This window comes from Mucilaginibacter sp. A5337 (genome assembly GCF_059690695.1).
This window is the reverse complement of the sequence record NZ_JCAWEC010000001.1, coordinates 296,200-312,687: the sequence shown is the minus strand read 5'-3', so window position 1 is coordinate 312,687 and position 16,488 is coordinate 296,200. Positions and strand designations below refer to the sequence as shown.

General features: G+C 42.0%; 15 protein-coding genes. 6 read left to right on the top strand and 9 right to left on the bottom strand.

All coding sequences use genetic code 11. The annotated features are described in order from the left end of the window. Positions 1-56 precede the first annotated feature (56 nt). Together AC59JO_RS01410 and AC59JO_RS01405 are read right to left on the bottom strand one after the other, a co-directional pair. Positions 57-2,831: a TonB-dependent receptor gene (locus AC59JO_RS01410; RefSeq protein ID WP_413668844.1), complete on the bottom strand. Its 2,775-nt coding sequence runs from the start codon at positions 2,829-2,831 to the stop codon at positions 57-59. A gap of 278 nt (positions 2,832-3,109) precedes the next feature. After that, positions 3,110-3,415, bottom strand: a complete 306-nt coding sequence (locus AC59JO_RS01405) for a hypothetical protein (RefSeq protein ID WP_497302880.1) — start codon at positions 3,413-3,415, stop codon at positions 3,110-3,112. 269 nt (positions 3,416-3,684) lie between these two features. On the opposite strand from AC59JO_RS01405, the gene AC59JO_RS01400 reads away from it, so the two are divergent. Both AC59JO_RS01400 and rlmF read left to right on the top strand, forming a co-directional pair. Continuing rightward, positions 3,685-4,155 carry a pyrophosphohydrolase domain-containing protein gene (locus tag AC59JO_RS01400; RefSeq protein ID WP_413668842.1) on the top strand — a complete coding sequence of 157 codons (471 nt, stop codon included), beginning with the start codon at positions 3,685-3,687 and terminating at the stop codon, positions 4,153-4,155. Positions 4,156-4,177: 22 nt separating this feature from the next. Continuing rightward, entirely contained in the window at positions 4,178-5,140 is a 963-nt protein-coding gene (gene rlmF / locus AC59JO_RS01395) for a 23S rRNA (adenine(1618)-N(6))-methyltransferase RlmF (protein WP_413668841.1), read from the top strand. Positions 5,141-5,334: 194 nt separating this feature from the next. Here rlmF and AC59JO_RS01390 read toward each other — a convergent pair whose 3' ends face one another. Further along, complete coding sequence (locus tag AC59JO_RS01390) at positions 5,335-6,483, bottom strand: acyltransferase family protein (protein ID WP_413668840.1); 1,149 nt, start codon at positions 6,481-6,483, stop codon at positions 5,335-5,337. A gap of 156 nt (positions 6,484-6,639) precedes the next feature. On the opposite strand from AC59JO_RS01390, the gene AC59JO_RS01385 reads away from it, so the two are divergent. The 4 genes from AC59JO_RS01385 (at position 6,640) to AC59JO_RS01370 (ending at position 9,386) form a co-directional block, all read left to right on the top strand. Then, positions 6,640-7,317, top strand: a complete 678-nt coding sequence (locus AC59JO_RS01385) for a pseudouridine synthase (RefSeq protein ID WP_413668839.1) — start codon at positions 6,640-6,642, stop codon at positions 7,315-7,317. Next, entirely contained in the window at positions 7,292-7,645 is a 354-nt protein-coding gene (locus AC59JO_RS01380) for a hypothetical protein (RefSeq protein WP_413668838.1), read from the top strand. The genes AC59JO_RS01385 and AC59JO_RS01380 overlap by 26 nt, the downstream gene beginning before the upstream one ends. A gap of 168 nt (positions 7,646-7,813) precedes the next feature. Beyond that, positions 7,814-9,115 (top strand): DEAD/DEAH box helicase, encoded by a 1,302-nt coding sequence (locus AC59JO_RS01375; protein ID WP_497302876.1) that lies wholly within the window; start codon positions 7,814-7,816, stop codon positions 9,113-9,115. A 22-nt stretch (positions 9,116-9,137) separates the two neighbouring features. After that, positions 9,138-9,386 carry a DUF1456 family protein gene (locus AC59JO_RS01370; protein WP_091210774.1) on the top strand — a complete coding sequence of 83 codons (249 nt, stop codon included), beginning with the start codon at positions 9,138-9,140 and terminating at the stop codon, positions 9,384-9,386. A gap of 120 nt (positions 9,387-9,506) precedes the next feature. Here the strand turns inward: AC59JO_RS01370 and AC59JO_RS01365 are convergent, their stop codons facing one another. The 6 genes from AC59JO_RS01365 to AC59JO_RS01340 form a co-directional block, all read right to left on the bottom strand. Further along, positions 9,507-10,064: a CAP domain-containing protein gene (locus tag AC59JO_RS01365; RefSeq protein WP_497302874.1), complete on the bottom strand. Its 558-nt coding sequence runs from the start codon at positions 10,062-10,064 to the stop codon at positions 9,507-9,509. Positions 10,065-10,173: 109 nt separating this feature from the next. After that, on the bottom strand, positions 10,174-10,974 hold the full coding sequence (locus AC59JO_RS01360) for a hypothetical protein (RefSeq protein ID WP_413668835.1): 801 nt from the start codon (positions 10,972-10,974) through the stop codon (positions 10,174-10,176). Between the two features lie 244 nt (positions 10,975-11,218). After that, the gene (locus AC59JO_RS01355) at positions 11,219-12,154 is read right to left on the bottom strand and encodes a phosphatase PAP2 family protein (RefSeq protein ID WP_413668834.1); all 936 of its coding nucleotides are present in this window, start codon (positions 12,152-12,154) and stop codon (positions 11,219-11,221) included. Positions 12,155-12,156: 2 nt separating this feature from the next. Next, positions 12,157-12,780 (bottom strand): sterol desaturase family protein, encoded by a 624-nt coding sequence (locus tag AC59JO_RS01350; RefSeq protein ID WP_413668833.1) that lies wholly within the window; start codon positions 12,778-12,780, stop codon positions 12,157-12,159. 271 nt (positions 12,781-13,051) lie between these two features. Then, positions 13,052-13,789: a CDP-alcohol phosphatidyltransferase family protein gene (locus tag AC59JO_RS01345; protein WP_413668832.1), complete on the bottom strand. Its 738-nt coding sequence runs from the start codon at positions 13,787-13,789 to the stop codon at positions 13,052-13,054. Positions 13,790-13,818: 29 nt separating this feature from the next. After that, the gene (locus tag AC59JO_RS01340; protein ID WP_413668831.1) at positions 13,819-16,383 is read right to left on the bottom strand and encodes a DUF5686 family protein; all 2,565 of its coding nucleotides are present in this window, start codon (positions 16,381-16,383) and stop codon (positions 13,819-13,821) included. Between the last annotated feature and the right edge of the window lie 105 nt (positions 16,384-16,488).

The window sequence follows — 16,488 nt, the reverse complement described above, 5'->3', positions numbered from 1 at the left end:
AGCCGCCCCGGAAAAACCGGGGCAGCTGAAGCTATGAGATCTGTCAGTTAATAGTTTTAAAATGTAAAGCCTATTCTTGCAAAAAGACGGCGGCCATTTTCGCCCATTTGCACGGCATCAAACGGGCCTGATGGTTCGTTGTTATAAGCCCATCCCTTAGCTCCCTTTACATAAGCCAGATCGGGGTGTACGTTAAAAATGTTATCGGCACCGATAGATACACGAACCGATTTAGCCACTTTATATGCAAAATACAAGTCGCTCACTACTTTGCCGCTGTAGATATACTGATCGGGTAGCTGCGCCGAACCATCATCAGTTGGTACAGTAGGGGTAAGGGTTGTACCGTCGCCATAGCCATCAATCACAACTTTACCAAAGTAGGTAAAGCGAGTGCCTACGGTAAAGCTTTTGTGGCTAAATTCAGGGTTTAGGCTAAGCTTTTGAGGCGGGGCAGATGCCAGGATAAATTTCTTTTCGCGTTCGCTCAAAAAAGTTTCGCGCAATGCGGGGGTAGTACCTAAAATAGGCGGATAGTTTACTTTATCAATTTTCATGGTTTGAAAATTACCGGTAAATAACACCCTGAATCTGTTAGCGCCAATGGTTTTATTGTAGTCAATAACTACGTCAAGCCCTTTGTTGGTGGTATTTACGGCATTGGCAAAAAATTGAGCAGAACTTACATGCAGGTTTTTAAGGGCGTTGGTAAATGTAGGGTCGAGGGTATCGTCATCGGCACTAAACTGGCCTGAAAGTACTACGCGGTCGTTAACTTTAATATAGTATCCGTCAACAGTAAAGCTTAACTCAGGCAGTGGCTTAAAGGTAAAGCCCAAACCGGCATTTTTTGATTTTTCCTGTTTAAGGTTAGGGATGCCTGCCGCCTTGGTTATAGGGCTGTAGTTGGGGGCTATTTTAACTTCAGATATCACAGTGCCCTGTACGTTGGTAAAAGTTGAACTGTAATTGATTTGCTGTAATGATGGCGCGCGGAAGCCGGTACCTAACGAGCCGCGGATGTTAAAGTTATCGGTGATTTTGTAACGTGTGGCCAGTTTGGTATTAAAGTTTGAGCCAAAATCGCTGTAATGCTCGTACCGGTTGGCAAAGTCAATCAGCCATTGTTTGGTGATATCGCCCTCGAGATCAACATACACACCTTCAACCGAGCGATGGGCATTTACTACATCGCTGGGTTGGTAGCCGGGGAATCCCTGTGAGCCTGCCGCTTTTACGCCGGTTGGATCATAGTTTTTGTAGGATGCCTCTTCGCCCGAAAAGATCTTGTAGCGTTCGTAACGGTATTCGCCACCGAAGCCGAGGTTAAGCCCCTGCATTACATTGCCAAAATGCTTGTTGATGTTAAGGTTGCTGGTGTTCTGCAAAAACTCCGACCCGCCATCGTCAAAATTGGTTTTATCGGTCCCTAAAGAGGCATTGAATGTTTTGTAACCAAAAAAATGGAACTTGTTGTTGCCAATGTTATTGCTCAGGTCCCAATCCCAGGCATCGCCTAAAGTACCTTTAGCGCCAACTGCTACAGCTATATCGGTATTGTGGGTGCGGATGATAGGGTTATAATAGGATTCGCCGTCGGGAGTAGTAAAAATAATGCCGCTAACCGGGATTATATTACCGCTGTTGTCTGTCGGGAAACGTTCGGGGCGACCGGAGAAATTACGGGTGAATGCATAATCATCAGATGCTTTATAGCTGTAACCACCAAAGCTGTATAAAGTTGTACGGGTGCCTGCAAGCGGCGATTCATGATTGAAAAAGAAAGTACCGCTTTCGGCAGAGCCATCGCCATTGGCGCGCCTGTAAGGGTTTATAGGCAAGGCCTTAGGGTTTGATGTGGTAGTGTCATGCGTTTGGCGGAAGGTTTTGCCATTTTTAGCATAATCACCGGTGAAATTGATGAAACCACCATTTTTACCTAAGGCTAAGCCGTAGTTGGCATCAATGGTGATACCGTTACCATCAATGGCGCCGCCATGCGGGTATTGTGAAGCTACCACACTTTTGCCGCTGTTAAAGGCAGGGTCATAATATCCTGAATAACCAACATTGGCATTAAATACGCCGGTAGTTTTCTTTAACACCAGGTTAATAACACCAGCAATAGCATCAGAGCCGTATTGGGCCGAAGCGCCATCACGAAGGATCTCGATCCTGTCGATAGATGCGGTTGGGATAGAACTCAGATCGACACCTGAGTTACCGCGCCCACGGGTACCAAATACAGAAACGAACGCAGTGGAATGACGGCGTTTGCCATTTACTAAAACCAGGGTTTGATCGGGGCCTAAGCCGCGCAATGTACCCAATTCAACGTGGTCGGCACCATCCGAGCCCGATTGTTTATTGTAGTTAAATGACGGAGCTGAGTAATTAAGGATATCGGTAATATCCATACGGCCGGTAACAGAAGCGGCTTTGCCTACATTAACGATATCAACAGGAACTGCAGTTTCCAGCTTTACCCGCCCGGCCGACCGCGTACCTATTAATACTACTTCGTTTAACTGGGCTACGTCGCTTATCAAAGTAATATCAATTTTGCTGCGCCCGCTGATGGCTACCGTCAAGGTTTTATAGCCTGTGTAGCTTATGACCAGATCATCGGTTGCCGCCGCAGAAATAGAGAATATTCCTTTAGCATTGGTGCTTGTGCCTAAATTGCTCCCTTTAATGTGTACTGATACGCCGGGCATCGGCGCGCTGTTTGCCGCATCGGTAATGGTTCCGGTTATAGTTTTCTTTTGTGCTAACACCAATAGGGGAGTTATGGTTAGCATAATAAGGATAAATAGTAAAATTTTCTTCATAAAACGGAGGTTTTGGCTGAATTGATAATGTTTATTTTAATGTAAGTTAATAATTATTAAACAATTTTCAATGCTGTATTGATTTTATTTGAAAATTCGTATTTTGAATTTATGTTTTTTATGGAATAAGGTAAAATATTAATGTATTTGTCTGTTTTTTATTTAATTATTTTAAATAATAGTAAAAAAGCCAATTATTAAAGAGGATTAATCTTTAATAATTGGCTTTTATGGGATTTAAAAAATAAATGGAATGCCCTTTTGCTGTTGTTTTTTAATTAAACAACTTTTTCTGGCTCGGTAACTTTCGCTTTTTTAGGCGCAGCGACTTTTGCAGGGGCAGCTTTTTTCTCTTTTTTTACTTTTGGCTCAGCAGGTGCAGCATGTACTTCAGGGCTTAATTTACCCGCCAATGTTTTTGCCAGGTTTTTTGCAGCTTTGTCGATAGCTTTTTTAGCCTTGCTGATATCGGGGCCAAATTCGCTCACCAGGGTTTCAATCTGGATCACTAATTTTTCTTTTAATTGTTTTTTAAGAGCTTTGCGGGCTTGTTTGGTAGCGGCCTTATCTTTTATGTTTGTCATGTGAATGGATTAGAAAATCGATTTGAAGCGGATTTTTTTCTTCGCGATGCAAAGTTAGGTTAATATAATATGTTTTTAATATTATGTTTGTGTTAACAACTGACGTATATGTTAAGTTTTTATTAACTGATAATCAGGCTTATTGATTATTTACTGCTTGTTTATTTTTATGCTGAATAACATGGTAATACAATACAGCTTACACTAATTTTTTGAAAGCCTTTAAGTTAATTCATAACTTAGCCGTTTATTTATCGCCCTAAAATAACATGATCAAAGATTTAAGCGCATTAACACAGGTAGCCGAATTTCATACCACTTTTAAGCATCCTATAGTTGAAAAACCTGCAATACCCTCAAAAGGACGCAGCGATCTGCGTATTGAGCTTATCGCCGAAGAGTTGAAAGAGTTGCAGCAGGCCGTTAATGATAATAACATGGTTGAAGTGGCTGATGCCCTTTGCGACTTGCAGTATGTATTGTCGGGCGCTGTGCTTGAATTTGGTTTAGGTTCAAAATTTAAAGAGCTGTTTGATGAGGTACACCGCTCAAATATGAGTAAAGCCTGCAAAACAGTTGAAGAGGCCGAAAAAACCATCGATCATTATAAAAATACGGCCAATACAGACGCGTACTATAAAGAAATAGATGGCCTTTACCTGGTGTACCGCACATCTGATCATAAAACATTAAAATCTATCAATTATTCGCCTGCCGATCTGAAAGGTATCGTAGGTTAATTTATATCAAAATACTATTCCATTGTCAGCACAAGAACCCAATCAGCCTGAGGCTAAAACCAATATGCACCCACGCAACAAACATCGCGAGGGGTATGATTTTAAGGCATTAATAAAAACCACGCCAGCCTTAAGGCCATTTGTGCGTACCAATGAATACGATAATTTTACCATTAACTTTGCCAATCCGGAGGCCGTAAAAACGCTTAATAAGGCGCTGTTGCAACATTATTATAGTGTAAATCATTGGGATATTCCCGAAGGGTTTTTATGTCCGCCTATTCCGGGACGTGCCGATTATATCCACTATGCTGCCGATCTGCTTGCTTCTGTTAATGACGGGGTTGTACGCAAAGGCCGCAAAGTGCGCGTGCTTGATATCGGAACAGGGGCTAATCTTGTTTATCCAATAGTGGGATTTAAAGAATATGGCTGGAACTTTGTTGGCTCCGAGCTTGACCTGGAGGCGATGGCATCGGCACAAAGCATTGTGGAGCAAAACAGCCATTTAAAGGTTGCTGTTGAGTTAAGGCAGCAAAGCAAAAAGGCTGATATCTTTAAGGGGATCATCAAGCCCGGCGAGTTATTTGACCTTACCCTCTGTAACCCGCCGTTCCACGCTTCGGCCAAAGAGGCTGCTGCCGGTTCGGCCCGTAAATGGGATAACCTGGGTTTGAGAAAAGATAAACAACCAATATTGAATTTCGGTGGTCAAAACACCGAGCTTTGGTATCCCGGCGGCGAGGCGGCTTTCCTGAAGCTAATGGCTGCGCAAAGTAAGCCATTTGAGAAACAGGTTTTATGGTTCACAACGCTGGTATCTAAAAAAGAGAACCTCCGCATTTTATACAATGCCCTTCAAAAAGAAGGCGTTAAAGATGTGCAAACTATCAACATGTCGCAAGGTCAAAAGGTAAGCCGTATTATGGCCTGGACTTATTTAACACCTGTTGAGCAGCAAGTGTGGGGTAAAGTTAACCGTTGATTTATTTGTGATTGCGTTGATTTCGCTGATGCCTGAACCTGGATTTGGAAGGATTTTGAGGATTGAGCGGGTTTTACTTTAACATCGGGTTTTTTAATTGAAGGATTTGCCGGATGCCATAAAATCCTACAAATCCATTAATCAAGGTTCCGGAAAAAATCAACGCAATCAGCGAAATCACACCTATCAGCGGTTCAGACTCTTAAAAATGTCTTTTTAGTATACAAGTAATACAAAAACAGCCATTTTACCATCACGTAGCAAATAGCCATTACCACAATATTGTACGGATCGCCAACTAACTGACCTATCCATCCGAAGAAGCCTTCGGTAGTATAGTCCCATTTAATAAAGTGACCGGATATATAGATGAGGATGGAATTCATTCCTATCACCCTGAAATAGAAAGCCCATTTTTGATATCCTTTTACATCGATAATGTAGTAAAATAGTGCCATCAGTAACAAGCTTAACCCACCTACGTGCAGCACAAATGAGCTTGTCCACAGGTTTTTATTAATCGGGAAATCAAGGTTCCAGATTTGGGCGAGGATCATGAAGATAACACCAACCACAGCCATAGTAGTTACCTTACGCATTTGTGTAACGCCGCCCTTTTTTAGCAGCAGGCCGGTAAGTATCCCTAATATGCCTGTACTAATGGCCGGAATTGTTGAGAAAAGTCCTTCAGGATCGTGGATGCCTAAATACAAACGGCCCGGTAATATGCTGCGGTCAACGTATGAAGCGAAGTTGCCCCTCATGGTGAGGTCGCCCATTGGGAAACCGGGGGCCGAAGTAAATTTAAGTAGCAACCAGTAGCCAACAATAAAAAAGCAAAACCAAAACATTTGCCAACGCTCTTTACTGTACAGGTAAATGATGTTGGCAAACATATAAGCAATACCTATGCGACCGAGTACACTCGGGAACCTGATTTCGGCAATAGGCATAATTTTTATTCCGTTGTTAACAACAAGGCCCAGCAGCACCAAAATAAATGCCCTTTTTATAACCCGGAGCAATAACTGCTGGCGGGTTTTACCTTTCTCCAGTTCGCGCCCTACAGAAAATGGCGTTGATACTCCGGCCATGAACAGGAACAGCGGAAAAATAAGATCATACAGGTGAAAACCATTCCAATCGGGATGGGTGAACTGGTTGGCTATTGCGCCCCAAAAAGGTGAACCGGTAGCTTTGGCCATACCGTGAAAAATCTCCTCGCCACCCATAATCCAAAACATGTCGAAGCCACGCAGGGCATCCAATGAAAATAAACGGGTAGGGGCGGTATTAATATCGTCGGCCTGTTTGGCGCTTGCCTGGTTTGCTGTGGTAGCCATTAGTTTAAGTGTATTTCAGGTTTGAACTAAAGATAGGAAAAGCAACACTATTTAAAATTATTTTTTTATATAGATGGACTTTTAAAAGTGGTTTAAAAAGATTTCAAAAATAAATCCAAAATGCTGCCGTAAATTCGCGGTCTTGTAATTATGCCGATGTTAGAGATCATTTACCGCGATGAACACCTCATTGCCATCAATAAGCCGCATGGTTTGCTGGTGCACCGTTCGCCCATAGCTGCAGATGCTTCAGAGTTTGCCCTGCAATTACTTCGCGATCAAATTGGTATTAAAGTTAACCCTGTTCACCGTATAGACCGTAAAACAGGCGGAATCCTGCTTTTTGCTTTTAATAAAGAAGTTGAAATTGCCATGCAAAAGGCATTTATGGAGAACCGGGTAAGCAAAAAATACCTGGCTATAGTGCGTGGCCATACGCCCGATATGGAGGATATAGATTATCCTTTACGCAAAGAAAACGGCACCCTGCAGGATGCTTTTACAACTTATACAACCCTAAAGAGGGCCGAACTTGATATTGCTCTTGGTAAACATCCAACTTCAAGATATTCGCTGATTGAGGCTGTGCCTACCACCGGGCGGATGCATCAGCTCCGTAAACACCTGAGCCATATTTTTCATCCGATTATAGGTGATCGTACCCATGGCTGTAACAAACAAAATAAACTCTTTTTAGAGCAATGGGAGATGACCACCATGTTGCTGCATGCCTCGCAGTTGAGCTTTACACATCCTGTAACTAATGATGTAGTAAAAATAGAAGCCCAACTTCAGCCCGAGTTTACGCGTGTTATGGAAATTATGGGCTGGTAAGGGTACTAACCACCAGGCAAATATTAAACAAAACAGGTTTAATATTGTAGTTAAATACATGGAAAAGTCGGTGATTTATGATCTGGATACCCAAGACGGTATACGCCGGATCAGCATTGAAGCGGTACACCAGCTTATACCCGGTACACATGTGTATGCAACAGGTGTATTCAGTTTAAGTGAGGGCGAAACAGATTTGGGAGATATTGTTTTTGATGATAAGATGCACGAATGGGAATATACCTGCATGGGGAATTTAAGCCATCGGGAAGCAAAAAAGATAGCAAGGTTTATTAAACATAATTTTAGCGAGCAGGTAGCTGAGTAGAAGATAGATATGCACGTTCAAGCGTCCTTCGCTTGAATGCCAACGAATAGGAGCGTCCACGCTTAACTTTCCGGAAGATTCAAGCGAAGGACGCTTAAACCTGCGCGGGTAGTGCTTAATGGTGCCAATATTTTTTACCGTATCTTTGCGCCTCAACAAAAATAAATCATGATTGATAAGGCATTGAGTAACCTCGGCATAACTGCCCTTAACCCCATGCAGCTTGCCGCGCTTAGTGCCGCCAAAAAAGGCGACGTAATTCTTTTATCGCCTACCGGTTCAGGAAAAACACTTGGGTTTTTATTGCCCTTGTTAAACTTAGTTAGGGCCGATATTGATACGGTACAGGTGATGATCCTGGTGCCATCGCGCGAGCTTGCATTGCAAATTGAACAGGTGTGGAAAGCAATGAGTACCGGTTTCAAAATCAATTGCTGCTACGGTGGACATGCAGTAAAAGTTGAACAAAACAACCTCTCACATCCGCCGGCGGTTTTGGTTGGTACGCCCGGACGTATCGCCTTTCACCTGCGCGAAGAAAACTTCAGTACTGATACTGTTCAAACCCTGATACTCGATGAGTTTGATAAAGCCCTTGAATTTGGTTTTCAGGAGGATATGTCATATATCATCAGGCAATTGCCTGCTATTAAAAAGCGGATCCTGACTTCGGCTACAAAAATGGATGAGATCCCTGCTTTTACCGGTATTGATGAACCGGTTGAAGTTAACTTTTTAAGTAATGTTACTTCGGCACCGGATATTAAACAAAAAGCTGTTATAACCGAAGCTGCGGATAAGCTTGAAGCCCTTTTTGCATTGCTTTGCAAAATAGGTAGTAATGCAACGCTCGTATTCTGTAACCATCGCGAAGCGGTTGACAGGATTAGTGAGTCGCTTTGGTATATGGGATTGGAGCATGATGTTTTCCACGGCGGTATGGAACAGGAGGATAGGGAGCGCGCCCTGATCAAATTCAGAAACGGAAGTCATAAGTTACTAATCACCACTGATCTGGCTTCGCGCGGGCTGGATATCCCTGAGATAGAATATGTGGTGCATTACCAGTTGCCGCACAATGAGGAAGCTTTTTTACATCGTAACGGTCGCACGGCAAGGATGAACGCGAAAGGCACATCATACCTGATGTTAACACCTGACGAAAAGCTGCCATATTTAAAACAACTGCCCGAGGTTGAAGAATTGCCTAAGAAACTGATATTGCCACCGGCATCACCATGGCTTACGTTGTATATAGCCGCCGGAAAAAAGGGTAAGGTAAACAAGGTTGATATAGTTGGCCTGCTGCTCAAAAAAGGAGGGCTGGCAAAGGAGGACCTTGGCCTCATAGAAGTGCTGGACTACTCGTCATATGCTGCCATAAAACGGGATAGGATAGAAGGTGTGGTAAAGCAGATAAAAGCCGAAAAAATTAAAGGCAAAAAGGTGAAGATGGAAATTTCGAGGTAATTTTGTTAAAAAGAAAGATATAATGAGCAATAACGATATCATGAAGAAGCTGCGGGTGGCTATGAAATTTACTGATGATGATATCATCAAGGTTTTGGCATTGGCCAATTTCAGGATTACCAAAGCGGAGATCGGCGCTATATTCCGTGCTGATGACCATCCCAACTTTAAACCCTGTGGCGATCAAATCCTGCGGAATTTTCTGAATGGCCTGATCATTTATAAACGTGGTCCGAGGGAGCCAAAACCGAAACCGGAGGCGGGGAAGTAGAACCGGGATTTGGGGGGATTAACCGGATTTATTGGATTTGCTTTGCAGACGCAAAGAGGAAGTTAATTGGATTTTAGAAAAGAAAATCCTGTCATCCGGAAAATCCGATAAAATCCCGGTTCAGTGCCCTTCCACTGGTTTTTCCTGTATCAATCTATACCTCCCTGATTTAATCAACCTTTGCTGCTGAGCCGAAAACGATGTACGGCCGCCAAAATCCTGCACCCAGTAGGTTTTGTATTCGGCAACGCCAACCTCTTTAAAGTCGGGGTTCATGAGGTTGCGGCAGTGGCCTTCACTTTTAAACCAACCCGCCATTACCTCTGCAATGCTCTGCTGGCCTTGTGCTATGTTTTCGCCTATGGCAAAACTTTTGAAGCCTTTGAATTTATAGCCAGCATAAACAATCCGATCTTCCATACTGCGACCATCCTTACTATCATGACTAAAATAGTTTTGACGAGCCATGTCCCTGGCGTGCCCTTCGGCTGCATCTTCCAGGTCGTTGTTCCATGTAAGTGGGGGTGCTGGCGGAAAGTATTTGCTACCACAGTTACAACCCTTTTGTCGGGTAGCATTAATGCTGTTTAAAAACTCAGTTCGGAAACGTTTGCTGCTTTGGCCGTAAGCATGACCCAGGCATATCAGCGCAGCAAATAACACGATTAACTTTTTCATCTTGAAGGTTTGACAATCTTAAACGCTTGGGGTTTAAATTATTGTTTGGGCCGCCTGATGGCAGAACGCCAGCGACCGGTTTTCTTTCGCCTGTAAATGATAATTAAAGCTATAATGACGAGAACAATAGTGGTGCAGGCGAGAACGACAATGACGTTATGTGCCTGGCGTATCTTAGCATTGGCCTGCGCCTGAAGTTGCTGGTATATACTTTTTTTTTAGCCAATACCGAATCTTTCTTTTTGATCTTTATCGAATCTGCGGCAGCTACTTTGGCAATGCTGTCAACAGTAACCTGGTTGAGGCTATCGTCCAAAAATTCATGGCGTTTAATTGCTGCGGCTGCCTTATCAAAATCATTCATTTTTCGGTACAATTCGGCATAACCTACCTGCACTACCGATTCTTTTTTAGGGTCATGCGTTTTGAGTGATAAATTTAAAGCATCGTTCAAATCCTTCATGCTTAGCTTGTAGTCTTTGATATCACTTTTTATGGCTGCGAGCTCGATAAGTGAGGTGATGATATTGAGCGTGTCTTTTCTTTGGCGTGATATAGTGTTCGATTGTAATATAAACCATTTGGCCTGGATAAACTTTCGTTGTGAGCGGTAAACCTTCGCCAGCGCGTTAAAGCTTGTACGCTGGCCTAAAGTATCATTATATGTAGAATAGTAATGCAGCGCGAGCATGGTATAGTTAAGCGCCTCGGTCTGGAAATAGTATTTCATCCGCTTGGTTGATACAGTATCGTACGTTAAATAATAAGCTGCTATTTGGGTGTAGATAGGACCTTTCAGCGAGTCGCCGGTGACCTGTAATTTTTGCTTAAGACTATCCAGATCACTTGCATGTGCAGACAATTTAAACGCGGCTGTCAGAATAAAAAGTAAGGTAATAAGTCTCTTCATATAACAGATTACTCGAAAATAACAATAATCTGCTTATAATTAGGCAAATAGCGTGCCTGTTTAAGATCACTTCTATGCTTGTTTGCAGGGTTATAAAGTTTTTTGTTTGTTTTTGAGCTGTATGGGCTGTTTTTCAGGAAGATAGCACTGAAAATAGTAATCAACAATTATTAATATGTTTTCCACAGCAATACCTTTAAAGGTGAAATGTGTATGCAAAAGAAGATTATGCTGAACTGTGATGCTATGATATCACCCGTTCGTATTTATTTAAGGCCGATCGTAAGCCGTCAAATTTCTTTAACAACACATTGTAAAGCGTAATGCCTAATGCCGCACAAGTAATGCCAGCTAACACATCAAGCACATAATGATGGCTCGCATACACAGCGGTAAACCAGATACCTACAGTAACCACAGCAAAGAAGATATTAATAAGTCCCAGCTTGTTTTTTATGCCGTAGTAAAGCACTATAACCGGATAGGAGGAATGCAGCGATGGCATAGCTGCAAATACGTTTGAACCTTTGGTATAAATGTTTTTAAAAATCCCTGCGTGGAAAAAAGCATCAAACCTGGCCAGCCCTGCCGTATTCCCCATAGTTAAAGGGATAAAATGAAAGCCATGGTATTGTACAAACCAGGGCGGTGCAGCAGGGTAGGCGTAATAAACTATAAAGCCTAAAATATTCACCAAAACAAAGGTGAGCGAAAAATTGAGGAACTGCTTTTTGTTTTTAAAAAACAGGTAAGCTGCAAAACCCAGCGGCACAGGGATCCAGCACAGGTAAAACAGGCCCGATACTACATCAATAAAAGTATTACTGTTAGCCAGCCAGTATTCGTTTGGGGTGAGCAGTTTCCCGTTGAAATGAATGCCGAACAAGTATTTTTCAGCATTGTAGAGCTGCGCGATATGTACCGGGTTATAGTTATAATTAGGAAAGGCCTTCATGTAATCAAAAATGATCCAGTACACTATAAAAATAGTGAAGCCCAATATAAACTTGCGGGTTATGGCCGATGCATAAAACAGCACATTAAAAATGACTACCAGCGTAAGCTCATCCGGTTTATAACCAATAAGGAACGTTGACAGCGCCAAGTAAGCAATGGAAAGCAGCGAAACAATAACTATCGAGCGGATATTTACCGTTACGCCGTTGTTGGCATTGGTCATTGCTACTTTTTTAAGAAATCTGAACGGAAAATTTTATCCCAAAAAGGCGAACTTACACCGTAACCCTTCTCAGGATCCTGGTAGTGGTGCAACATATGGTGCTGCTTTATTTTTTTGAACAGCCCGCTTTTGAAATTAAAGTGGTGCATGGCATAATGAGATATGTCATAAAACAAATATCCTAAAATAAAGCCCGGGAAAAAGCCCCAGATGTAGTTTATAGGCAGCATCCATTTAAACAAAAAGAAAAAGCCTGTAGCCAGCGGGATGCTCAGCGACGGAGGTAATACCAAACGTTTGGCATCACTCGGGTAATCATGGTGTACACCGTGCATAATAAAGTGCAGGCGTTGCGCCCATTCCAGTTTTTCACTTGGCTGATAGTGAAAAACAAAACGGTGCATAATGTATTCGGTAATGGTCCAAATGAAGAGGCCGAAAATAAACAAGCCAAGATAAGTCAACACATCTAGCCCTAAATCAAAGAATTTATAGCTGCAATATCCAATAACCGGCACAAAAATGTACAGGGGCACGGTATAATGTACCTTTGATAAGCCTTCTAAAAAGTCGCTCTTAAACATTCGCACAGATTCCTGCGAGTTGGATATGTATTTCTTTTTCATTGTTATAATCAGGTTTTAAAATGTTTTACGATCTCTCTGCCTGTTTATGGTGTTAAAATTGTTCAGAATGGCTGGCCTTAAACCAACAAAAGGCAATTTTAGCAAAGATATTACTACCAGTAAATGCCTTTATTTTATTGTTACGAAGATATGATATTTTGCCGGTAGTCGTAAGTTCGAAGTTCTAAGTCTTGAGTAGAAAATCTTACGTCGAGAATTTAAATCTTCGCGGTCGACTCGGAAGCTGCCAACTGCCGCTGCCAACTGAAAACTATTCTTCTCCTTCTTCCAGTTTCGTTAAAGCTTTTTTAGCATCTCTTAACCTGTTAAAAGCTGTAATATTGGTCAAAACGGCAAGTATTACCAGCGGAATAGTAAATATCGATATGGTTTCAAATACATGGAATTTAATGCCGGGAACAAACAATTTGTAGTTACCGCCAATGTACTGAGCTACTATACCAGATAAGGCTGCACATAAACCGATGGTTACTACACGCTCGGGCCTTTGCATTAAGCCACCCTTAATTTCAACACCTAAACCTTCGGCACGGGCGCGTACGTAGCTAACCATCATTGAGCCAATCAGCGCGATAAAGGCCGCTATCGAGCTCACGAAGTAGTGATGTGCCACCAGGTAATAGCAAATGCCTAAAAACATGATCAACTCACTGTAGCGGTCAAGTACAGAATCATACAGGGCGCCAAAGGTTGATTTCATGTTGCCTAAGCGGGCTACCTGGCCGTCAAGCATATCAAATAAACCAGCAAAAAGGATAAGGCCACCAGCCCAGCCTACATAGCTCAGGTCGCCGCGGTTACCCTCTTCGGCACCTAAAATAAATATACCGGCAACACCTACGTTAAGTACAAAACCAATGGTAGTAACGGCGTTAGGGGTTAAGCCTATTTTTATAAGGACCTTCACAAACGGATCAATAACCTTATAAATGCCTAATTGCAAGTTGGTTCTGAATGATCTCCTAAGTGTTGTTGTTTGCTGTTCCATTTTTCTCTCTGCTTATTTAGGTGCAATGATTAGAAGTCGAATTTAACCCTTGTCCTCAGTCCCCATTGGGCAACGTTTGGCTGGTCAAGGTAGGTAAAGCGCCTCACAAAATCTATGCGTATAAATTTAAATATATTTTCAATACCAACACTACCTTCAACGTAAGGTGTTTTGCCTAAAGTATAAGTGATGGGTACGCCATCGGCACCAACTGGCAATTGATATAATGACGGATGTATTGACGGATTGTTTTGATCAGACAGGCCACCGTATAATACTTTTACTGATGCAGTTTCGCGCCATTTCAGTTTCTTTAACAAAGGTATTTTATTGAAGAAGAAACCGCTAAAGTGCTGGTCTATCCTGAAGCTTGCGTATTTATCACTTACAAACTCTAAAAAGTTCATTAAGTTATATGAGTCGAGGTCATAAGCGTAGGTTTGGTTAGCCCTGTGAATAGTTAACAATGGGTACGGTACCGAACCGAAGATTTTACCCGCCGAAACATTGATATCCGCATAACCTAACTGCGAAAAGTAGAAACGTTTATCGGCGCGGAAATCAAGTTTCTGATAGTTGTATTCGCCATTAAAGAACCCTTTTATGCCTTGTGCATAGTCAAGTTCAAATGCCGGGTATTTGTTAGGGATAGGGATACGGTAGATTTTGCCCTGGTAAAATTGCTCATGAGGTGCCCATCGAACGCTTCCGGTAAGCTCGGTGGTGGTTAAATGATGAATAGAATTTGGCAAGTCATTAACAACATTATCAAAATATAATGACCCTGCCGGCTCCTGAGTCCATTTTTTGAAACCTGCAGCATATGAGAAATGGCTTTCCAGCTCGTGTACATAATCAAACCTGTAAAAGTCGTTGTACAGGAATTTATCATTCACACCACGCTTAAACGATAGCAGGAAGTTATCCTCCTGCACAAACTGCAGGCTTGCACCCGGAATTTTGGTGTCACGCTGAAAACTTGCCCTGATATAGTTTTGCGGGAAACGATAGATAGATTTATCGTTAAGTGAATAAGTTGCACTTAAAAAGTATTTCCAGCGCTCATCTTTAAAACCGTAAGCCGCATAAGTTTCGAAATAGTAACGCTTGCTTAATTCGGGCGTTGTACGGCCACCAACACGTAAGCGGAAACCCTCAACCGGGTTGAAGCTATAAAATGTATTGGCGGGGCCTAATTCAAACTTACCAAAGCCTTTGTAACCTGCAAGTAACAGCGTTGCTATATCAACCGTTCGTTTAAACGACGGCATGTTACGCAAACTATCAATGTTTTTATAAACTTTTGATTCGGCAAGCGTTAAAGTATCCGGCCTGTTTTCCTGCCAGAATGAGTCGGGGCGATGTTTTACCTCGTCACTCAACTCGGCGTATTCCGAACCCTGATAAGTTGTATCCGGCCGGGGCTTGTTTACAACATAGTTGCTGTATGTTATTGCCCTTATACCAAACAAACCACTCTTTGCATCCTTTTTGGATGCGCCAAAATCAGCAATGGTAGTGCTCTTGCTCAGGTGGTAACGGCCATCAGGGTTTTGCTGAAACTCCAGGTTCACGGTCATCGACCTGATGAAGTTGATATTAATGTGTTTGTTGATTGTCAGATCGCACTTTTGTACAGCATAATTACCATCAAGCGTTATGTAGATACTACCCTCAAAAAGTACATCGGTGGTATTACGAGGCGTAAAATCAAGCTTTACAAGTTTGTTATTATGAGCATCAACAATAGTATCCGCAATAAAGTATTTGTAATAGTTTGGCGAGTTATCAGAGATTGGGCTCAGGAACTGGCTGGTAATTAAAAATACGTTATTGGTATAAATGTCAACTTTGTTATACAAGTGCTTGAAGTACTGGGTAAGCCCCTCGTTATCAATACCTGGGCCATAATTCACACTTTTTTGACCTGTTATATTTTCCCTGGTTTTTTCAGGGTTTTTGCGGTAATAAACCTGTTGCAGTTTTTCATCAAGATAAATAGGTAACAACGATTTTCCCGGTACCAGCGAGCTATCACGGTTATCTAAAATGAATTTGTATTTGCGGAAAAATTTCCTATCCGAAAATTGTGCCGATACATTGCTCAACGCAAACATCATTTTATCGTATTCCTTGTACTCTACGTAGTTATATGCTTCAGGACGGTTCTTTTCTTTGTTTTCGATAACCTTGCGGATCAGCTCAACAGCCGGATTATCCCTGTTACGGTATTTAGGTTTTTTGCCCGATTTTACCACAACCTCATTAAGTTGTTGTGAAGCTGGAAATAATTTTACGTTGATAACCTGCTCTTTACCCGGTACAACCGCTAAAAAGGCATCTTTGTAACCTAAAAATGAAATTTTGATTTGTTTATACTGTTGATTACTTGTTACGAGGCGATATTTACCGTTAACATCGGTAGTGGTACCAGTTGTTGTACCTGTAAAGGAAATACTAACAGAAGGCAAGGTTTGCTTGTTGCCGGCATCGGTAACGGTACCTGTTATAACCGTTTGCTGTGCATATAATGCCGAAGCAGAAAAGAACAGTATTAAGAAAAATAAGCTTTTATAAAATTTTTTACAATCCATGTACTTTGTGCATTGTGCAAATACAAACTTCTTTTTTCGGTTTAACACTTTTATTATCAGATAAAGAGGTATGTATCAGTTATTCAAATATTTTTGGCAGATTGA